This is a genomic window from Companilactobacillus jidongensis (genome assembly GCF_003946575.1).
In the GTDB taxonomy this organism is placed as follows: domain Bacteria; phylum Bacillota; class Bacilli; order Lactobacillales; family Lactobacillaceae; genus Companilactobacillus; species Companilactobacillus jidongensis.
Genome location: NZ_RHOP01000007.1, coordinates 62,353 through 83,121 on the forward strand (window position 1 = coordinate 62,353; position 20,769 = coordinate 83,121).

At 35.3% G+C, this 20,769-nt stretch carries 17 protein-coding genes; 10 read left to right on the plus strand and 7 right to left on the minus strand.

All coding sequences use genetic code 11. The features are described 5' to 3' along the window. Window positions 1-8: 8 nt before the first annotated feature. The 6 genes from EKM68_RS06030 (at window position 9) to EKM68_RS06055 (ending at window position 9,104) form a co-directional block, all read left to right on the plus strand. Window positions 9-1,067 carry an SLAP domain-containing protein gene (locus EKM68_RS06030; RefSeq protein WP_125588828.1) on the plus strand — a complete coding sequence of 353 codons (1,059 nt, stop codon included), beginning with the start codon at window positions 9-11 and terminating at the stop codon, window positions 1,065-1,067. A gap of 21 nt (window positions 1,068-1,088) precedes the next feature. Then, window positions 1,089-4,676 carry a MucBP domain-containing protein gene (locus EKM68_RS06035; RefSeq protein ID WP_125588830.1) on the plus strand — a complete coding sequence of 1,196 codons (3,588 nt, stop codon included), beginning with the start codon at window positions 1,089-1,091 and terminating at the stop codon, window positions 4,674-4,676. A gap of 106 nt (window positions 4,677-4,782) precedes the next feature. Further along, entirely contained in the window at window positions 4,783-6,195 is a 1,413-nt protein-coding gene (locus EKM68_RS06040; protein ID WP_125588832.1) for a hypothetical protein, read from the plus strand. A 9-nt stretch (window positions 6,196-6,204) separates the two neighbouring features. After that, a complete protein-coding gene (locus tag EKM68_RS06045) occupies window positions 6,205-7,578 on the plus strand; it encodes a hypothetical protein (RefSeq protein WP_125588834.1) in 1,374 nt (457 codons plus the stop codon). Between the two features lie 94 nt (window positions 7,579-7,672). After that, complete coding sequence (locus EKM68_RS06050; protein ID WP_025024462.1) at window positions 7,673-7,858, plus strand: 2-hydroxymuconate tautomerase; 186 nt, start codon at window positions 7,673-7,675, stop codon at window positions 7,856-7,858. A gap of 49 nt (window positions 7,859-7,907) precedes the next feature. Continuing rightward, window positions 7,908-9,104 (plus strand): DUF2075 domain-containing protein, encoded by a 1,197-nt coding sequence (locus tag EKM68_RS06055; protein WP_125588836.1) that lies wholly within the window; start codon window positions 7,908-7,910, stop codon window positions 9,102-9,104. A 59-nt stretch (window positions 9,105-9,163) separates the two neighbouring features. Here EKM68_RS06055 and EKM68_RS06060 read toward each other — a convergent pair whose 3' ends face one another. Together EKM68_RS06060 and EKM68_RS06065 are read right to left on the minus strand one after the other, a co-directional pair. After that, window positions 9,164-11,716 carry an ABC transporter permease gene (locus EKM68_RS06060; RefSeq protein WP_125588838.1) on the minus strand — a complete coding sequence of 851 codons (2,553 nt, stop codon included), beginning with the start codon at window positions 11,714-11,716 and terminating at the stop codon, window positions 9,164-9,166. An 8-nt stretch (window positions 11,717-11,724) separates the two neighbouring features. Further along, window positions 11,725-12,426: an ABC transporter ATP-binding protein gene (locus EKM68_RS06065; protein ID WP_125588840.1), complete on the minus strand. Its 702-nt coding sequence runs from the start codon at window positions 12,424-12,426 to the stop codon at window positions 11,725-11,727. Window positions 12,427-12,541: 115 nt separating this feature from the next. Between EKM68_RS06065 and EKM68_RS06070 the strand changes: the two genes are divergently transcribed. Beyond that, on the plus strand, window positions 12,542-13,162 hold the full coding sequence (locus EKM68_RS06070; protein ID WP_125588842.1) for a TetR/AcrR family transcriptional regulator: 621 nt from the start codon (window positions 12,542-12,544) through the stop codon (window positions 13,160-13,162). Here EKM68_RS06070 and EKM68_RS06075 read toward each other — a convergent pair. From EKM68_RS06075 to lepB, 3 genes are all read right to left on the minus strand, one after another. Continuing rightward, window positions 13,152-14,036: a helix-turn-helix domain-containing protein gene (locus EKM68_RS06075; protein WP_125588844.1), complete on the minus strand. Its 885-nt coding sequence runs from the start codon at window positions 14,034-14,036 to the stop codon at window positions 13,152-13,154. The genes EKM68_RS06070 and EKM68_RS06075 overlap by 11 nt on opposite strands. 308 nt (window positions 14,037-14,344) lie before the next feature. Then, entirely contained in the window at window positions 14,345-14,530 is a 186-nt protein-coding gene (locus EKM68_RS06080; protein WP_025024457.1) for an LBP_cg2779 family protein, read from the minus strand. Window positions 14,531-14,592: 62 nt separating this feature from the next. After that, window positions 14,593-15,255 (minus strand): signal peptidase I, encoded by a 663-nt coding sequence (lepB, locus tag EKM68_RS06085; RefSeq protein ID WP_125588846.1) that lies wholly within the window; start codon window positions 15,253-15,255, stop codon window positions 14,593-14,595. Window positions 15,256-15,458: 203 nt separating this feature from the next. Between lepB and EKM68_RS06090 the strand changes: the two genes are divergently transcribed. The 3 genes from EKM68_RS06090 (at window position 15,459) to EKM68_RS06100 (ending at window position 18,650) form a co-directional block, all read left to right on the plus strand. Continuing rightward, window positions 15,459-16,220 carry a hypothetical protein gene (locus tag EKM68_RS06090; RefSeq protein WP_125588848.1) on the plus strand — a complete coding sequence of 254 codons (762 nt, stop codon included), beginning with the start codon at window positions 15,459-15,461 and terminating at the stop codon, window positions 16,218-16,220. A 98-nt stretch (window positions 16,221-16,318) separates the two neighbouring features. Beyond that, window positions 16,319-17,290 carry a hypothetical protein gene (locus EKM68_RS06095; RefSeq protein ID WP_125588850.1) on the plus strand — a complete coding sequence of 324 codons (972 nt, stop codon included), beginning with the start codon at window positions 16,319-16,321 and terminating at the stop codon, window positions 17,288-17,290. A gap of 7 nt (window positions 17,291-17,297) precedes the next feature. Continuing rightward, window positions 17,298-18,650: an RsmF rRNA methyltransferase first C-terminal domain-containing protein gene (locus EKM68_RS06100; protein WP_125588852.1), complete on the plus strand. Its 1,353-nt coding sequence runs from the start codon at window positions 17,298-17,300 to the stop codon at window positions 18,648-18,650. Here EKM68_RS06100 and fni read toward each other — a convergent pair. Then, on the minus strand, window positions 18,639-19,688 hold the full coding sequence (gene fni / locus EKM68_RS06105; protein ID WP_125588854.1) for a type 2 isopentenyl-diphosphate Delta-isomerase: 1,050 nt from the start codon (window positions 19,686-19,688) through the stop codon (window positions 18,639-18,641). The two genes, EKM68_RS06100 and fni, sit on opposite strands and share 12 nt — an antisense overlap. Further along, the gene (locus EKM68_RS06110) at window positions 19,681-20,760 is read right to left on the minus strand and encodes a phosphomevalonate kinase (RefSeq protein ID WP_191987373.1); all 1,080 of its coding nucleotides are present in this window, start codon (window positions 20,758-20,760) and stop codon (window positions 19,681-19,683) included. Before EKM68_RS06110 ends, fni begins: the two co-directional genes overlap by 8 nt. Window positions 20,761-20,769 lie beyond the last annotated feature (9 nt).

A 20,769-nucleotide genomic window follows, 5' to 3' on the forward strand; every position in this document is an offset into this window, starting at 1 on the left:
GGTTAAATATGAATTATTTTAAAAAGGGATTATTAACTGCTGGAATAGCTTCAGCAACTTTAGTAAGTACAACAGTTTTGTTAAATCAAACGTCTGTTGATGCTGCTTCAGCGACTGCTAATTCTGGTTATGGTCAAGTTGAATTATGGAACAATATTAATGGCGGTAAGACTAGAGATAGCAATACGTTGTCTAGTGGCTCTTCATGGAATGTTGGAAATAGAATCACTGCATCAGATGGAGAATCATATTACAAAGTTGGTAATAATGAATATGCCAATGCAAACCAAATGGATGGCTCAACTGAGAATTCAAAGCAAAAATTGACTGGTGACGTTAAATCAGGATCAGGCAACGGTAGTTACGTTACTTTATACACTAATCCATTGAATGGTGCGCACGTTGTTAAAAACCGTGGATTGATGAAGCACACCGAATGGTATACCGATCAACGTGTGATCGTTAATGGTCAAGTTTATTATCGTGTTGCCACAAATGAATGGACTAAGGGTTCAGATAGTCAATTGATCTCAGAAAAATATCGTGGAGACAAAGTTTTCTTGAGCGGTAATTATTCAAATAATACTGATAACAACAGTAATAATGATCAAAAACCATATCTTGATGTGCCATATTCAACTGAGTACCAATATAATGTATATTCATTATTATTGAAGAGTAATGGTGAGTATGTATACAACTATAGTAGACCAACAAATCACACAGTTAATCCAGGAATCAAATATGAGAAGGGAACATATACCGTTGATTCTAGTGGTTTGATTCATTTCAATGCGACATCAAGTTTGTATGCTGATTGGGGAGACTCAAGTTATATTTTAAAGACCAAGCCACAGATTTGTTATTTCTCAGGTGAGGGCTCTAATGTACCAGCTGAAAAATCAAAGTTGGGACTAGCTGGATACACGGTAGCTGACAATGGCACTGAAATTAAGACTGATCAAGGTACTATTATGACTTTGACAGCACAACCGGGATTAACGATGACTGATCCTGAAAAAATCGGACCAGGATTATATAAACAATATTGGGGATACTTAAATTAATAAACATACAAGGGGAAACAGATGAATTTTAAAAAGAGGCGTTTAAACAAAGCATTAGAAGAAAGAACATATCGTGTCAAATTAGTCCATGGTAAAAAGGGTTGGATCACAGTTGGTCTAACATTTGTTACACTATTTAGTTTGACCGCTTTAGGTCAGAAGACAGTTGATGCATCGGCTGTAAACAATGTTGCAACAGCTAATTCAACAACTGGCAGTTATGTCCAATTATGGAATAATGTCACCAAAGACAGCATTCGTAAGGCAAACAGAGGATTGCAAAATGGCACTGCTTGGAAAACAGCCAAGGCTGTCAAAGGTGTTGATGGCAAAACTTATGTTTTGGTTGGTGGAAATGAATATGCCAATGTAAACGAAATGGACTTGGCCGATGAAACATCATCACAAAAATTAAGTGGTACAGTGCATGTCGGGAATGTCGAGTACGCTGCTCTATATACCAATCCGCTTGAGGGTGCAAAGCAAATTAAAAACCGTGGGTTGGCTGGTAATTCTGATTGGATCACTAATCAAAAAGTAACCGTTGATGGAGTGACATATTATCGTGTTGCCACAAACGAATGGGTTAAGGCAAATAATGCTAATCTCACTTCAGAAAATAGTCGTTCTGACAAGAATTATATTAAGAATGCACCTGATGATGAAACTGTTACAACACCAGATACAGATAATAATAATGGTTCAAGTAGTAGTGGTAGCCACAATAATGGCGGTTCAACTGAAACTGAATATGCAAATGTTACAGTCAAGTATGTTGATGAGAATGGTAATAAGATTTTCCCAACATCTACAATTGAGCAAAAAGTCGGTGAAACATATACTTCGAAGGCTGCCAAAATTGATGGATATACAGTAAATGGCAACAATACTCAATCTATCAAAGTTACTAAGAATGGCAACAATACAATTATCTTTGCGTATACCAAAGCAAGTTCAGAAAAAGACGCAACAATTATTTTGCATTTCGTCGACAAAGATGGTAAAAAACTAGCCGACGATGTTACTGATACCGCCAAAGTTGGTTCAACTTATCGTGCAGAGTCTGCACAAATTGGTCACTATTGGGTAGACTTCGGTGGTGAAGATGGTCTTGATCGTGATATTCAAGTTAAAGCTGGCGTTAACGAGTACACATTCAAGTATAAGCATATCGGAAATGTAAATGTATACTACGTTGATAAAGCTACTGGCATGCGTATCGAAAATATCGGTGGCGGAACAATGCTGACAGTTGGAGATCCATTTGTAGCAACTGCCAAAGACATTGATGGTTATACATTAATCGGTGATAAGACTCAAACTGTTAATGTTGCGGAAGGTTCAACTGACATTACTTTCTACTACAACAAAAACGATGATACAACCACACCAGTTGATCCAGCAGATAAAAAATCAGATGTAATTGTTGATTATGTAGACGAGAATGGCAAGACAATTAGCAGTAAGACACTAGCAGGCCAAACTGTCGGTGCAACTGTTAGTGCAGATGCTCCAACACTAGATGGATATAAGTTGAATGATGATGCATCTAAGTCTGTCACAGTTTCTAAAGATGGTAATAACACTATTACTTTCAACTACAAAGCAGATGATACAACCACACCAGTCGATCCAGCAGATAAAACAGCTAATGTAACTGTCAACTATGTAGACGCTGATGGTAATAAAGTTGCTGAACCTAAGACTGTATCAAGTCAAAAGGTTGGGTCAACAATTACTGAACAAGCTGCTACTGTTGATGGCTATACAGTCGACAAAAATTCACAAGATGTAATTATTGCTGAAGAAGGCAATACAATTACGTTTACTTATACAAAAGATGCAACCACACCAGTTGATCCAGTAGCTGATAAATCTGATGTTACTGTTAAGTATGTTGACGAAACAGGCAAAGAGATTGCCCAAAGTGCTACTACATCAGAAGATGTTGGTTCAACTAAGTCAGTAAATGCTATTTCAGTTGATGGATATGAGTTAACTTCTCAAACAACTCAATCTGTGAATGTTGATAAGGATAGTACTAAAAATGTCATCACATTTACTTATAAACTCAAAGACACTACACCAGTCACAACCAAGGCTGATGTATTAGTTCATTATCAAGATGAGTCTGGTCAAACCATCTCACCAGATACAAAAACATCAGAAGAAGTGGGTTCTACTAAGACCATTAATTCAACTGATATTGCTGGATATACTGTTAAAGGCAATGCGTCTCAAGATGTAGTCATTTCTAAAGATGGCAATGAAGTTGTATTTGTATATTCTAAAAATGCTGAACCTGTAACTCAATCGACTGTTACTACTAAGTTTGTTGATGCAGATAAAAATGAAATTGCTGATGCAGTAACTGAAAAAGTTGATAATGGCAAAGATTATACTGCCACTGCTAAGACAATTGACGGTTATACAGTCGATGGTGAAGCTACGCAAACAGTAAGTGTTGACGGGGATAAGACTGTTACGTTCACATATACTAAAGACTCTAATCAAAATGGCATAAGCACATCAGATGTTAAAGATAAATTACTTACTTTGATTAACAATTATCGTGTTGCAAACTCACAAGATCCATTGACAGAAGATGATAATTTAACTTTAGGTTCTGATGCACGTGCTGCTGATGAAGCTAATGAAGTAAATACTTCTGGTGATATTGGTAAAGCAGATCACTTTAATTCAGATAAAACAATGTTTGATCAAGAATCACATATTAAACAAGATAATTCATTATTTAAAGCTGAAAATTTACTAGTAACTAATGGTGATAGTGTAGATACTGTAGCTCAAAATGCTTTTAATCAATGGAAAAACTCTCCAGATCATAATAAGAATATGTTGGATCCAGAATATAGCAAGACAGGATTGAGTGTTGTTCAGTTGGATAATGGTCAATTCTTAGCTATGCAAGATTTTGCAGGTAGTGGTAAAGAATCAGTATACGACCCAGAAATGGATAACACAGCTTCAATAACAGACTTAGGATATACAAGCGCAGATATCTTACAGGCTGCAAAAAGTGAACCTACTGACCCGACTTCTCACAGCGCACCTATTTCTGAAATTGCAAAAAGTGCGACAACCTACTTTGGGGACAGAGTCTTCAAAAGTTTAAGTGACTATACTAAATGGTCTACAACTAAGCATAATGAAGGGTCAATTTGGGATGAAGGCGTAGGTAGTGGAGCATTCTTAGCATATGATACTAAAGGTAATCCAATTGGATTCGTTCCTTATGTATACTCTTTAAGTGATACTGCAAGTCATTTATTAGCTCAAGGTAAAACAACCTGGACTACAGATTATGTAATTCCAGTTGGTGAATCAACTACTGGAACAGTTACGTATAGATTGATTAAGAATGATCGTACTGGGTATATCAGTAATGCATTTATACCAATGAAGACATTGACAGGGAAGAGCGGTGATAAAATAACAATTACGGCCCCTGATATGTCAGGATATAGAGTTGACGAAGCATACAATAAAAGCAATACTCAAGAAATAACGTTGGATGTAGATCCAATCGATAATGATTATATGTTTACGTACATTTCTAATGATGCACCTCTACAACCCGAAGGTTAATGCTATTGTTTGTTTCGACAGAAAAGGCCTCATTAAGTTAGTCGTTTGGCTACTTGTGAGGACCTTTTTATTTTTGTGAAAATATTAAAAGTTATTAGGGGGAAGTATGAAACGATTAATTAAAATTTTAAGTATTGTATTATTTTTTGGACTTGTCTTAGCGGGATGTAGTAATACTGCTAAGTCTAGTAGTAACGCCGGATTTGTCGGAAAATCATTTTCCGGCAAGACACCAGTTGAGGATGCTACAAATGGGAAAATGACCATTCATTTCGTGGATAACAAACGAGCCGTTGTGATTGAGTCAGGTAAGTTTGAAGTTGGTCATGAATGGGGAAGATTAGTTTTTGATGTCAAATATAAAAAGATGTCAGGTAACAAAGTTAAACTAACTTACTTAAAGGGTATCAATGAATCATATGCTAGTGAGAAAGATATGAATAACCATGCCACACCAGTCTTTATGCATCAAGATAAGGTGGATAAGGATAGTAATATGGGTGGCTACGTATATGTAGATGAGAATTATGTTTCCTTTTCCAAGGTCAGCAAGAAAGACGGGTTATTTTTGACTGACAAGAAGGATGCTTCCAGTTATGATTCTTATTTGAAAAAAACTACTGAGAAATACTACGGAAAAGATACTAAATTGTCAGACCGCGGATTCATGAGTCCAGCGACTGAGTTGGTTAGTAACGGAATTGCTTTCAAGGGTAGTCGATTCATTTGGACATATGGTGGTCCAGATTCTAAATTTGCCAATGAAACAGAACAAGGTGCAAGACTTGCTTCATTTATGGGTAATTACAAATTACAGGGTAATAAATTGATATTGTATTTGCAATATCATTCAAATGTTTATCAAGGCACTGTAAGTCAATTGAATAATATGCAATTCCAATCAAAATTGACAGGATCTGATATACCAAAAAAATTGGTATTTGAGTTTACTAAGAATAATAAACTGCATTTAATTACGAAGTTTAAGGATTATAAATCTGACGATATGTTAGATTATGGAACTGTTGATGGAACGCCTAATTATGCAAAGATGAGTAAGAATAATCAACCGAATGTTTATACAGTAGGTATGGAAAAGACTGAGGATTCTGGAGCAAAAGAGGAAGCTTCTAAAACAGATGCTAATAACGAGACTGACGAATCATTGTCGTCTGCGTCTGTTACAGATACCTTTCCAACCAAAGAAGACTTTGCACAATGGGTAAGTTCTTACTTCACAGATCAGGGAAGTGAGGCAACAGATGATACACCAGGTTTCCATGTTACTGGAAGTGGTTCCGGGGAAACTGTGCAGGTTAGAGATATGGACAACAATCAATCTGCTGTACCGGTGGTATATAGTCTTGCCTATTCATATACAGCACTAAATGATGATTCTGCTATTGAGCCTGCTCAAACAATTGCCATCGATTCAGATGGAAATATTTATTCTGGTCATTTTATTATGTTAGACAATGATTTAACTCAAGCATATTCAGATTATGTAAACAACAACTAAGGGGAAAATATGAAACGAAAAAAGTATCTACTGATAGCAATCAGTGTTTTGGCACTTTTGACCGTGGCAGGATGTGGTAGTAATTCTCAAAGTACGGCCAGTTCTAACAACACCGAGAACACAGTTAAAAAAATAATTATCAAAGGTCATAATTTTAAGGGCACGCATAAAGGGGATGGATCTTCAAAAGATCCTGACTACAAGTATTCGATGTACTTTGGCAAAGATGGAAACTTCGTTCAAGATATTATTAGTTCGAATGGTTTTGCAGGAAGATTTACTGAACGAGGAACATATACTATTGCTAAGAACGGCGATATAATCATGAATATTGTCAGTGTTACTGAAGAACGATTTGCCAGTGATTCTGATTTGTCGAGTGGGGTAGCTCCAATAAGTATTGTTCAAAGAGAAGGTAATACTTTGAACGCTGCCGAAGACCATGCTATTAAGATCAAGAACAAGACGACTTACTTGTTGGGGACAGTGAATAATGTCAAACTTTATCAAACAGATAAGAAGACAGTTAATTATCGTAAACATTATGAATCTGAAATGAGCAAATACAATAGTTCATATGGTAAGTTCTCTAATCATGGATTTACTTCGAATGGCATGGACACACCTATGAATGCCATTGCCTTCAAAGGTAGTAATTTCATCTGGAGATATGGTTATCAAGATGAAAATGACACTTCTAAAAATTCCGCAGTGATGGCAGTTTTTGAAGGTACTTATTCTTATGACTCAAGTACACAAACGATGACTTTAAATGTATCTAGCCAATCTAATTCTTATTATGGTAACTTAATGAATTTAGGCGGATTTGAATATCAAAAATCAGGTAAACCATTGGCTGCTAAAACTCTTAAGTTAAAATATGTGAATAATACTTTGACGTTGTTTGGTAGTAGCTTCACTAGTTGGAAGATGGAAGACAATCACCCGAATGACGCGTCACAGAGTCAGCCTAAATATGATAATTATATTAATAGTTATGCAGTTTCCATTTTTGATTCACAGATGCATAAGGGATCTGACAGTGATTCAAATGGTGGAAGTGTAAAGGAAGTCTTTCCAACTAAAGAAGATTTTGTTGATTGGTTGACAGACTATTATCAAAAAGATGATGATACTTCTAATTTTCATGTAATGGAGTCAGATGATGGAGGAACACTTCCAGTTTTAGAGAATTTTGGTGGAGAGAAAAAGACTGTAGCGATGGTCTATAGAATATATTATTCGTTTGCTGAAGAAGGAAATGAAATAAGTGATACAGGTAAAAACATTGGTATTACGTCATCTGGTGAAATATATAGTGGTCACGATATAATGCTTGATGATGATTTGACTCAAGCATATGCTGATTATGCTAGTAACTAGTTATCAATTAACTTATCTATTTTCAAGAGATTAGCAAAAGTATATAATTTAAACATATTAATAAATTAAATATCCAATCAAAGGAGAACTAATTATGCCACTAGTACACATTGATCTAATTGCCGGACGTAGTCCAGAACAACTAAAGGGTATGGTAAAAGACGTTACAGATGCCATTGTTAAAAACACTGGTGCACCTGCTGAACATGTTCACGTTGTTTTGAACGAAATGGAAAAAGAACACTACGCTGTTGGTGGTGTTTTGAAGAGTGACGAGTAATTGATTCTTGGCACACCTTTGGGTGTGCTATTTTTTGTTAGGAGATACTATGTTAGATTCAGTTTTACCAAATAAACATCTTACCAACGAGCAGCAAGATGTTTTTAATGAAATATTAGATTTTATCAATGATAATTTAAAGAGTAACACTAAAGGATTATTTCAGTTAAACGGGGATGCCGGTACCGGCAAGAGTGTCATATTGACTCAATTGTTTTTGAATATAGAACGTGATGCCAAACAAAATTCTACGAATAATTATTTCTTGGTCAATCATCCCGAGTTATTAAAAGTCTATCAAGATAATGCTGGTGATTTTGCGGAATTGAGGAAGAATAGATTCCTGCGTCCGACTACGTTTATCAATCGCATGAACAAAGAACACAAAATTGCTGACGTCGTTGTGATTGATGAAGCACACTTATTATTGAGTGAAGCGGATCGATACAATAATTTTGAGCAACATAATCAATTGGAAGAAATCATTAAATTGGCCAAAGTTGTAATTATTGTTTATGATGAACGGCAAGTTTTGAAGTTGAAGAGTTATTGGTCACAGTATGTAATTGATAATTTGGTTAAGAGATTTAATTTGAAATACAAACTTGAAACTTTACGTGTTCAGATGCGTATGCAGGCGCCTCGTTCGGTAATTAATTGGATCAATGATCTAACTAAGGAGCTGAAGCTTGATCCTGTTACTTCCAGTAATTCAGAATTTCTTGATAACTCTAGTTCAAATTACAAATTTAGAATTTATCAAGATGCTGAAAAGATGTATCAACAATTACGTCGTGATAATGAGAAATATCAAAAATCTCGAATTGTGGCGACGGCTGATTATCCGTCTACTTTAGATGGTAAGAAACATTACGTCAATGAAGGGGGATTTCATTTGCCGTGGGATCAGTACAACTATGATCGTGTGACCTGGGCACAAAAGGATTCTACAATCGATGAAATAGGTTCGATTTATACTGTTCAAGGATTTGATTTAAATTATGTAGCGGTGATAATTGGTCCATCAATTGAATACGCAGGAGATGGCCACATACGAATTAATATTGGTTCGTATGAGGATCAGGAAGCATTCAAGAAACGTCACGAAAATGATATTGATAATATAGATGCAGCGAAAGAGGCAATAATTCTTAATTCCATCAATGTATTAATGAAGCGTGGAATTAAGGGTGTCTATATTTATTTTCATGATGCTAAAATTTATGATTATTTAAGGGAAAGCTGAAGCTTTGCCTTTTTTGTTCGATTAAGGTTACATAACTTAAATTATTAGAAGCTACATTTCTAATCAACTGATTTGAGTGCTTCAAGCATATCAACTTTTCTTATTTTACGAGCCATGAAGATCATTACTACGATAGAGAAGATAATTGTCATTGATCCTGAAAGTGTGAAGTTGGTCCAGAACAATGTCATATCAGCCATGGCTGTTTCCGGTGGAAGTGTCTGCATAATGTAATTGTGAAGCCAACTTCCGCCAATAAATCCCAGAATAATTCCAAGTAAAGTTAGAATGAATGTCTCGCGGTATATATACATGACTACTTCCATCGGATAGAATCCCAGAACTTTGATAGTCGATAATTCACGAATACGTTCAGAAACGTTGATATTGGTTAAGGTAAATAATACAACGAATGCTAGTAATGATGCCGCAATGATAATAATAAGAACCAAATTATTTAGTCCATTCAAAATATTATTGATAGTTTGTTTGGCATCGTCGGACTGAACTACTGTAACTGAAGCGTGTTGTGTTGTTAATTGACGTGAAATTTTGTCTATGTTAGAGGCTGAACGATTTTTAAAATTCATCATAATGGAATTATAAGTTATTGCTTGTTTGAAGATTTTATTATAATAAATCGAATTCATGTAAATATCATGTCCAGCGTACATTTCGGTAATATTGGAAATTTTAACTCGATATTTTTGACCGGAAGTTGTTTTGATTGTAATGTTATCGCCAATTGTCACATTCATTATTTTAGCGAGTTTTTGCGTGATCACTGCACCATTGTTAGATAGTTCGACTTTTTTAGACGTATTAGGATTTCTAAGAGTAACGTACGTGTCAAATTGACTTTCGTGTTTTGGAACAATCAATGATATTTGTTGATTACTAGTCATTGAAGAATTTTTGGAGGTTACATTTTCGTAGTAAATTGTCGTTTTATTTTTAAGTCCATTGATGTTAGAAATCCTATTTTTATATTTATCAATATTCTTAGTTGTGTCGGTCGGATTATACATGCCGATCAAATCATAATGAATAATATCTTTGTATTGAGTATTTACGATATTGTTCAATGAATCTTTGATTCCGAATCCGGTAATTAGTAGGGCTGTACATCCCATAATGCCAATAACAGTCATGAATGATTTAAACTTATATCTAAATAAGTTACGCAATGTAACTTTGTAATTGAATGATAATTTTTTCCAGATGAACGGAAGACGTTCTAATATTATTTTTGAACCGGTCTTTGGAGGTTTTGGTAGCATGAGTGTTGCTGGTTTTTCCTTGAGTGATTTTCCGGCAACATAAACGGCGGGTAATATTGTACAGATAGTGGTTATTACGAGTGAAATAACGATCCATTTCCAAGATATGGGAGTTTGAAAATCAGGAATTACAAAGTTGGCCGCATAAGCCGTAAATATTTTTTTAGGCAGAAAGGTCGTACCTAGCCAAGCACCGATCGAAGTGCCAATTATGCTGGCCAAAAATCCATATAGCAAGAAGACTTTCATTGTGTCATGTTTTGTATATCCCAAAGCACGAAGTGTTCCAAGTTCGATTCGTTTTTCTTCACCCATGCGTGACATTGTGAGCAAAACTACTAGAATAGCTACGGCAAAAAAGATAATTGGAAATGTATTTGATAATACATCAATTCGCTTAGCATCTTCTCCAAATTGATTATATCCGTCGTTGTAGTCGTTTCTAGATTGAATTTGGTATGTGAGTGCATCGACCTTAGTGTTGACTTGCGTCTTTTCCTTAGTGATCATCAAAGAAGCATTATCACCGTACGTTTTCTGTAGGATTGGTAACTGTGCATCAATTTTTGCGTATGATGCATTGATTATTTTCTCTTTACGAATTTTGACAATTTGTTGAATCCTGGATTCGGAGTTTACGACATTTTGTTCAACTTTCTTTTCATAACCGTTAGAATAACTTGAACCCTTTACATTGTCATAACTGATCAAAGCGGTCGTAGGCGTATCAGAAATGAATGCCGATTTTGCCACAACCGCATAGGTATTTATTTGGCCAGTTCCGACAGATGTTACACCTAAATTTTGTTTTAGTAGATAATCCGAAGAAGTGACAAAACCGACGATTCTGTATTTAGATTTATTTAGTTCAGAAATTTTTTTATTGTTTTTATTCTTTAACTTTATGTAATCGCCAATTTTATATTTACCATGTTCAGATACACTTAAAGCAATTTCGTCTGCTTTCAGAGGTAATTGTCCTGAAGTTACTTGATAGGTAGAAAGTTTAGAAGTTTTTTCTTGAATACGAATCCCTGTGTCGGTATTAGCAATTAGTCCATCTATGCTTTTGGTAAACTCGATAGTTTTTATATGCTTTAACTTTTTTAGTTTTGTCTGATCAGAAATCGAGATATTAGAATTACTTTTGATAATGGCATCTGCCATTTTGTGTGATTCATAATAATTATTGGCGGTTACTCGCATATCATTGCCAGTTACTTTCAAACCAATTAAAATGAACACTCCCAAGGCGAGTAGGGTAGTGATCGAGACAAAACGTGCGATTGAGAATTTGAATTCTCTGAATATATTTTTATTTAGAATTTTCATATTATGACCTACCACTCAATATATTCAACTGGAGTTGGATTGGGATTTACCTGATCAAGTTTTACTTTACCATCACTGATTTCAATTACGTGATCTGCCATAGGTTTGATCATGCCATTGTGGGTAACGATGATAACGTTCTTGCGGGTACTGTGGCAAAAGTTTTGTAATAGCTGCAAAATATTTTTACCAGTCTGATAATCTAGCGCACCAGTAGGCTCATCACATAGTAGTAAATCAGGGTTCTTTGCAATAGCTCTGGCTATTGATACACGCTGTTGTTCTCCGCCGGATAGTTCGGCTGGGAAATTATTGGTATGATCTTCTAATCCAACACTTTGCATAACTTGGATAGGGCTGAATCCGTCAAAAACAATTTGTGAAGTCAATTCAACGTTTTCTAGTGCAGTTAAGTTAGGAATCAAGTTATAGAATTGGAAAACAAATCCAATTCCTTTCCGCCGATAAGTGGTCATTTGTTTATCAGTATAGTTAGATATATCACGCCCATTAATTATTACTTGACCTTCTGAATTAGAATCCATACCACCTAATATATTTAATAATGTAGATTTACCAGCACCTGATGCACCAACAATAATGGTTAGTTCACCTTTATTCAAATTGAAGTTAATATCATTGTTAGCATAAAATGTAGTACCGTTATTATTATAAATTTTAGAACTGTGTTTTACTTCGATGTATGACATGTTATAATCTCCTTAAACAAACAATGTGTTGTTTAATAAAAAGATTAAAATATGTGTGATTTAATAGCAACCGTCAATAAACAACTAAGTGTTGTATTAGTAAGGAGATACGTTTATGCAAAGACTAACCAAAACTGATGAGAAAATAAAAAAAGCCTTCATCGAATTGATGAAGACTAAAGGATTTGAACATTTAACTGTAAGTGATGTTACGACAATAGCAAAAATAAATCGTAGTACTTTTTACGCACATTATGAAGATAAATATGCATTGGAGAAACACTTTGAGGATACAATTTTAAATGAATTGAGTGATCAATTGAACAGTAATTTGGATTCAACGATGAAGTATCAAGATATCAGTCAAGGCATCGAATCATATCCTGTGATCGATACAATCATCGGATACATTGAATCTGAGTTCGAATTGATCAAAGTGTTGATGAGTAGTAGCGGAACTACGTTTGAGAAGCGTGTCAAAAATGTACTTTACCAAGTTGTTAATCATGGATTGTATTTGGCAAAGGGTAATGATGAGATGGTTGATCAAATTCCTAATGATTATGCTTATGAGATCGTGGTATCAGGAATACTCGATACAATGAAATTCTGGCTGTTTAAGGATAAGCCAGAGAGTAAGGAGGTCATCACAGATATCATTATGAAAACACGCTATTTGAGTCCTTATGACCTTCTGGGCGTTGACAATCAATTTGGCAAGACGATTAGGGTTTGATTTTTAGTTCGTTAATATTATGTTTGCTCATTAGCTGTTTAATTTCATCTAGCAGTGCTTGATTGTTATTGTATTCAGCAAAGGCTATTGAAGTGGTCAATGAGTGGCTGAGTCGATTGTAATCGATTGGAGGACTATTAAGGGCATTCTGAGCTGCAGTAAAATACAAAACGTCTGTGAATTTACCGGTGAAGTATTTATCAAATTTATGCAGACCCATGTCGATCAGTGAATCACTGCGTTCAAAATTATTGTTCTCCATGTACCAGGTAGCTATTTTTGTGATTACGGATCGATAGTAATAGAACTCCGTACTAGAATTAACGGTTATATTGTTGATATTTGAATATGCCAGATCATAATAATAATTAGTTTTAACTCTTTGATTCTTATCAAGATAAACTGAACCTAGTTCAGAATAAATTATTGTTCCCCAAAAGGTTTTACGATTTTGCAATAATTCCAATGAGTAATTTAATTGAAAAACGGCTTCGTCAGAATCTTTTTTTGATTCCGCAAGTAGTGCTAATAAAAAATGCAGGTGTGCTTTCTCTGAAGAGGGAAGGGCACCTTCTTTTATTTCAGCAATCATCGATTCTAAAGCGGTTGTTTTTTTGTCTTGAACAGCTTGATCCATGGCTTGAAATTTATCTAGATACAAGTTGCTGGATGGTAAGGATGAGAATTGGGAAAAAACATTGTCTAAGGTTAGGTGTAACTTTTGACAGACGGAGATTAAGACGTTTGTGGAAGGAGAAATATTTTGATTTTCCATTTTACTGATGATTGCTTGAGTGCAAATTCCGTCGGCTAATTCAGCCTGACTAAGTTGTAATTTTTTTCGTTGATTTTGAATTACTTTGCCTAAAAGCATAATTTACCTCCATCTAATATTTATATTTGTAATAATAAGAGTCTTATTATTAACTATTTATTACTTATAGTAATATTACTAGTGAATTTTATCCAGTAATTACCGTTATGATTTTTATTTAAATGTCAGAAAAAAGTGTAACGGCAAAATAAACAGATTTACTAAAGATGGATTTGCTTTGAATAACTGTCTTATAATGTGCTAGCTCAGATGACAAATGAGATAACATCGTGTAACTGATATGTGTATGTGATTCCTAAATGAGGACAAAAAAATAGTGAGTCCGTAGACCCACTATTAATGGAATTTTATTGATGCAGTTTAATATATTCTAAGATGATTTTCTTTTCATCTGCAGTTGCTTCATAGTCACCAGACTTGAGATTATGAATTCGCTCGACTGATAGGTGACTTTCAAAAGCAAATTGAGTGTCATTCATATCCTTACTACGTTCAAATTGAATAATTGATTCAGCTATACTTGGTTTGTCCATAAATAAATAACCTCCGATAAGTCCATCATATCATTTAAGACTTAATTTATTGAGTATATTTTTTAAAACGTTGACCATTTAGTTATTGGCCAGTAACGCCATTTAACTTCACCAACGATTGCTTTTTTGTTGATAAAGCCAATTATACGACTATCCTTTGAAACAGTTCTATGATCTCCCATGACGAAGTAGGAACCAGCGGGTACTTTGTTTGTTTTAGCAATCTTGTTCAAAGTAGAAGTGCTGTATCTCTGTTGCCACTCGGGAGCTGTCTTGGCTAATTGGCTCAAAGTAAAGTTGTAAGTGTAACTGTATGCTTTACCAGCATAGATGCTTGTGTCTGGTTCCTTCTTCTTTGAACCAGCATCCAAGAAACTTTCATCAAGCTTCTTGCCGTTAACGTACATCTTATTGTTCTTTGAAGTAACAGTATCGCCAGGTAGACCAATAATTCTCTTAATATAAAAAGAGCCAGGTTCGTCAGGTGCTTTTAGTACAACGACATCCCCACGTTGCAAGTTAGTATGTCTAACAGCAATTAATTTTTCGCCGCTTTCAAACGTCGGTTGCATTGATGGTCCTGAGACCTTATCGTTTGAAAATACAAACTGCATCAGTAGGAAAAACACTGCATAAATCGCGACCGTTAGAGCAATAGTCTGCAGCCAAAACTTCCAGCCGCTTTCTTCTTTTTCCGGCTTTCGTCTTGTATTATTTCTATCCATAATTCACCTCATACATGTACTACATAGAATATTACACTTTTTCAGAATTATTGGAAATAAATGTGTAGTTTTCAAAGAAATTTTAACAAATTGTCTAGCAAACATATTGTATAATTAAAAAAATCATATTTTAAGCAAATTGATAGTACTGTAATCAATAAAAAGTCTAAAATGTAAACAAACTTTTAACTTGAGGAGATCATATGACATATATTGAAAATTTACGAGATGACACCAAAGCGTTACCACATGGAGAAGTTTTTGATGCCAGAATCAACTTTATGGAACATGCTTGTCAGGCACTTGAACAAGGAGATGTGCCAAAATATCATTTTCCTCAATTTCAGTTAAGTGAAAAAGAAATCAGTTACTATATGGAGCATAATATAAGTCTTGATGAAATTGCCTTTCAGGCTATGTCCGCTAATTTGAACACGTTTGATCACGACTTAGGTGAATTTAGAACTTATCTCCAAACACGCTTTGGCTATTGGGCAACTATTACTAAGGACTTTATGAAAGCTTGGGCGGATGAGTTTGGAAATGCCAAATATTTGGAGATAATGGCAGGAAATGGTTATATTTCAAAAGAGTTGCAAACATTGGGTAAAACTTCAATCTGTACTGATGATAAGAGCTGGTCAAAACAAAGTAAAACCGGACATGAACCACTAGTTGAAACTGAAAGGCTTGATGCTTTGGCAGCTATCGATAAGTATCATGAAGATGTTGATTACGTTATTTTGGCATGGAGCCCTGATCGTGATGATATTGATTACGAAGTTCTCAAGAAAATTCGCGACTATGGTTTGATGCTGATATGTATTGGTGAAAAATACGGAGCTACTAACAGCAAAGAATTTTGGGATAATGCCGAGTTTGTTGATTATTCGGCTATCAATAAATTGAACAAGATCTATTCTCGTTATGATTTAGTACATGACGAGGCTTATTTGATAAAATAATATAAACACTCAGTCATTAAAATGGCTGAGTGCTTTTTGATGTTAGTAGTGTAAAATAAGATATCAGATACAAAACGTGTAAAAATGGGTGAGTATTAATGAAAAAAATTATTTCTAGTATAATTATTTTGATAGTAGTTCTGTTGACTGGTGTATCCATCTCTAAGAGCGACTCGATCAAATATAATAATACGATGAATCGATTAGGTATGAGCGACAGTGCCGTAGTGTTGCGAACAAATTCTAAGAAGTCACTAATTACGGCTGTGAAAGAGTTAGATAAACAAAAACTAGTAGGCTACCAGATTATTTTCTTTAATAAAGATAATAGCGATTTTGGGTATATCTACAGTCATAAAAGGGCTAATAAGATTCCAGTTACAGCAGGAAGATATTTCTCGCAAAGTGATTTTTCATCACAGATTCCATTCGCAGTTCAAGGTAAGGACTCTGACGTAAAGAGTTACAAACCACAGAGTCAGGAATATATCAAAGTTGGAAAGCGTTATGTCTCTGTGATCGGTAATATTGGCTTCAATGGTGCTGATATCTTGAATAGTCAGACACTAGTTTCACTGTCTCCAAATCAACCACAGATCAAGATCAAGTTATCTGGAGTGATTGCTGTGCTAGATGGAAGAGCGCTGAATTCTAAGGAAAGCTATGCAGTTATTAAGAAGACGCTACATGTTACTAGTACACATAGATACAGTCCTCAAAGTGATGATTTTAGTAGTGTACAAACCAATAATAATGGTGAATTGTACATGGTTGGAATAATCATTCTGTTTGCTTTAGCAATCGCTATGGAGTTTTATATTTTAATACCATTACGTTTTGACCTGACTAGATCTCATTTGACGGGTGACTTAAAAAATAATTATCGTAATGGATTATTATTGAGATATTTAATTTATACATTAGTTCCGTATGCAATAGGTTATGCATTTGTCAGTTGGCGAATTGTTATTATCAGTCATCAAACATTTAATATGTTTATGGTCAGTTCGGTATTTATAACTGTATTGATTGGGTTATATCAAATATTCTTTGTAAAAAAGGTGGAGTAACAGATCTATGAACGTTGATTTGAGTGCAGATTTTAAAGATAAATATCGTAATTTAATGGGAGCACGTGCTGACGACTTTTTTGCTGCGATTGAAACCGATAGTCGAAATGCCTTTCGTGTTAATCCCTTAAAACCCAAGTATAAGAACGTCAATGTCGATTTGAGTGAACCGATTCCTTATAGTGATGTCGGTTATTATGGTGATATTGATGGTAATTCCATTGATCACCAAGCAGGATACTTGTACAGTCAAGAACCTAGTGCAATGTATGTTGCCGAAGTATTAGATCCACAAAAAAATGATAAGATTTTGGACCTCTGTGCAGCACCTGGAAGCAAATCAACTTATATTGCTACCAAAATGGACGCACAAGGTCTTTTGGTTACTAACGAGATAAACAATAAACGTGCACGAATTTTGTCTTCTAACGTTGAAAGAATGGGCATAACTAATGCGGTTGTAACAAATAATTCACCGAAAGATTTTGAAAATAAATTTGAAGGTTATTTTGACCGTATTCTAGTTGATGCACCCTGTTCTGGTGAAGGAATGTTTCGTAAAGATCCTGAATCAGTTAAGTACTGGTCGCTGGATTACGTTGAACAATGTGCAAATCGTCAACGACATATCTTGGATTCAGCTTTCAAACTTTTGAAACCAGGTGGGACGTTAGTTTATTCAACTTGTACCTTTTCGCCAGAAGAGAACGAGGCAAACATTGATTATTTTTTGACACAATATGAAGAAATGTCGATGTCTGAAATCAAAAAATATCCAGGTATGGAAGATGGTAAGCCAGAGTGGGGTAATGATAATCAAGAATTGACTAAGGCTTTGAGAATGTTCCCTGACGCTTTTGAGGGCGAAGGACATTTTATGTGCAAGATGATTAAATCAGGTGTCACTTCCAACAATCGTGAAAAAAATATTTCGACTGGTATTGGTAAAGATGAAATCAAATTGATCGATAAATTTTCTAAAGCCAACTTGTTAAATATTACTGAGAACAATTGGTTTAAAGTCAGCGACTTCTTGTATCAAGCTGCAAGCTTAGACAATCGATTCAAGTCATTACATGTACTTCGTAACGGATTAAAACTTGGAGAATTCAAAAAAAATAGGTTCGAGCCTGATATCGCATGGATATTGGCAATCGAACCTACTAAGTTAAAAGCTATTTATACGTTAAACGATGATCAATATGAAACATATATGCACGGTGAATCAGTCATTTTGGCTAATAAACCTGATTTTGACAATAAATGGATCGGTCTAAGTTATCAAGATAAGCTATTCAGCTGGGGTAGATACAGTAATAATCAAATTAAGAATGTTTATCCAAAGGGTCTAAGAAGGTAATTTGATTTTTCTTTGACTAGCATAGTTAACTAAGTTCTCATCAAAAATGATGGGAGCTTTTTTGATTTCGGCAATATTTTTAGCACCAAGAAGAGCCATAATGATTTGAATTTGCTTAGCAAAACTTTCAAAAAATAGTGTTGCTTCTGAAAGTGAGTATTTTTGAAGATGATGCAGCACTAGTCCCGACATACCAACGGCACTAGCACCCATTTTGATGGCTTTAACGACATCCATTGGTGTGCGAATACCGCCAGATGCAAAAACCGTTACGTCGTTCATAATTGGTTGTGCTTCAATCAATGATTCCACAGTTGACATGGAGAATTGGTCAAGATAAGTCAAGTCGATCTCGTGGTTTCTCGCAGATTCAATTTGAGCAAAGTCAGTTCCACCGAAACCAGAAACATCGATGTATTTAACACCAACGTCGATCAGCTTTTGCATAGTATCTTTAGAGATACCAAAACCGACTTCCTTAACAACAATTGGAATATTAATTTTTTCAACAATTTCCTTGATGTTATCTAACCAGAAAAATGATTTATCGCCTTCAGGCATTGCAAGTTCTTGAATGACGTTCAGATGAACTTGTAAGGCATCGGCATGAAGTAGATCAATTGCTTGTTGCGCCTGTTCGGCATTAGCTTTAGCTGAGACATTGGCGATAACGAAACCATCTTGATTGTATTCACGAAGTGGTGTGAAAGTGTCTTTGGTTTCAGGTATACGTAAGTAAACCCCCATTGAACCACTTGATACAGGGATGCCTAATTTGTTAGCTAGTTGAGCTAAGCCCATATTAAAACGGGCGGATTGTTTAGATCCGCCTGTGATTGCATTGAAATAAAATGGAAGACTAGATTTAGTCCCCAAAATGTCAGTACTTAAGTCAATATCGCGATAATTTAATTCTGGCACCGCATCATGAAGTAATCTTACACTGTCAAAATCTGCATATGATTCATCAGTAAAATACTTTTCTGCCAAAAATAAATGTTCAACTTTACGTTGAATTTGTTCGTCCTGTTTAGGCATTAGCGATTATTTCTCCAATTTTTAAGGATAGGGGAGTAATTCCAACTTTTTCCCATTCCTGCTTTAATTTTTCTAGTTTTAGTTTGTGATCACTGATGACGATTCCACAATCACCACCACCGGCACCAGACGTTTTAGCAGCTCCGCCAAGTTTTTCGGCGATATCACACAATTGTGTCAGCATTTCGGTTTCGATGTGAACATCACTGAACTCAGCCAGGTCAGCCAAGAGAGTACGGTACTTGCTGATCATATCTTTGATCATGTCTGAATTGCTGCTGCGAAATCCGTCAATCAAAGTTTCAACATTTTGACGACTAGATTTCAAGAAGTTTTGATATTTTTCAACTTTTTGTGCTTTAGTCAAAGCAATCCGGTCGACCAAAATTGAAGTTGAAGCTGGACTGCCTGTCCAGCCGACTGTTAATTCGAGGTTTTCAGGTAGTTGCAGAGTTTCGATTTTTAATTCAGGCCAATCAAGCCCTAACAACTTAGTTAGACTATGATTCTTGATCATATTGAAGACCCAGTTACGATCAGGTGATTTGTAAGCCACAATTCCACCAAAAGCACTCGCAGCAATGTCACCAAGACTACCATTACCTTGAACGGATAGGTGAGCAATGGCTGAGAGTTTATAGACATCCATGGCAGACAAATTGAGATGATAGAAGTCACCAAGGGTTTTGACAACTGCAACTGTAACAGCAGCGGATGATCCCAGGCCGTACTTTTTACCATCTTTTGAATCGAGCTCACTGGTTACTAATAGATCATAATAATTAAGCCGTATATTTTTTTCTAGAGCATACTTTTCGACAAAATTAATGGCCGCCAAGATATATTGAAGTTGACTTTCAGTATCGTCAAAAACAAGTTCCGTTCCTTGCCGGTCCCAATGAATAAGCTCTTTGTTTAAGTTCTTAGATTGAATGGTTCCACCATTCAATGATTTAGTTATGTGAGCAGTCACATATTGATTTACTGATGCTATTACAGCAGGGAAGCCAGTTTCAACAACGGCGTATTCTCCTGCTAAATATAATTTTCCAGGTGCTTTTCCCGTAGACAAAATATCATA

Bases quoted from the DNA above. Each gene is read 5' to 3' on its own strand.
- EKM68_RS06030 (WP_125588828.1), top strand. From the start codon at position 9: ATGAATTATTTTAAAAAGGGATTATTAACTGCTGGAATAGCTTCAGCA.
- EKM68_RS06035 (WP_125588830.1), top strand. From the start codon at position 1,089: ATGAATTTTAAAAAGAGGCGTTTAAACAAAGCATTAGAAGAAAGAACA.
- EKM68_RS06040 (WP_125588832.1), top strand. From the start codon at position 4,783: ATGAAACGATTAATTAAAATTTTAAGTATTGTATTATTTTTTGGACTT.
- EKM68_RS06045 (WP_125588834.1), top strand. From the start codon at position 6,205: ATGAAACGAAAAAAGTATCTACTGATAGCAATCAGTGTTTTGGCACTT.
- EKM68_RS06050 (WP_025024462.1), top strand. From the start codon at position 7,673: ATGCCACTAGTACACATTGATCTAATTGCCGGACGTAGTCCAGAACAA.
- EKM68_RS06055 (WP_125588836.1), top strand. From the start codon at position 7,908: ATGTTAGATTCAGTTTTACCAAATAAACATCTTACCAACGAGCAGCAA.
- EKM68_RS06060 (WP_125588838.1), bottom strand. From the start codon at position 11,716: ATGAAAATTCTAAATAAAAATATATTCAGAGAATTCAAATTCTCAATC.
- EKM68_RS06065 (WP_125588840.1), bottom strand. From the start codon at position 12,426: ATGTCATACATCGAAGTAAAACACAGTTCTAAAATTTATAATAATAAC.
- EKM68_RS06070 (WP_125588842.1), top strand. From the start codon at position 12,542: ATGCAAAGACTAACCAAAACTGATGAGAAAATAAAAAAAGCCTTCATC.
- EKM68_RS06075 (WP_125588844.1), bottom strand. From the start codon at position 14,036: ATGCTTTTAGGCAAAGTAATTCAAAATCAACGAAAAAAATTACAACTT.
- EKM68_RS06080 (WP_025024457.1), bottom strand. From the start codon at position 14,530: ATGGACAAACCAAGTATAGCTGAATCAATTATTCAATTTGAACGTAGT.
- lepB (WP_125588846.1), bottom strand. From the start codon at position 15,255: ATGGATAGAAATAATACAAGACGAAAGCCGGAAAAAGAAGAAAGCGGC.
- EKM68_RS06090 (WP_125588848.1), top strand. From the start codon at position 15,459: ATGACATATATTGAAAATTTACGAGATGACACCAAAGCGTTACCACAT.
- EKM68_RS06095 (WP_125588850.1), top strand. From the start codon at position 16,319: ATGAAAAAAATTATTTCTAGTATAATTATTTTGATAGTAGTTCTGTTG.
- EKM68_RS06100 (WP_125588852.1), top strand. From the start codon at position 17,298: ATGAACGTTGATTTGAGTGCAGATTTTAAAGATAAATATCGTAATTTA.
- fni (WP_125588854.1), bottom strand. From the start codon at position 19,688: ATGCCTAAACAGGACGAACAAATTCAACGTAAAGTTGAACATTTATTT.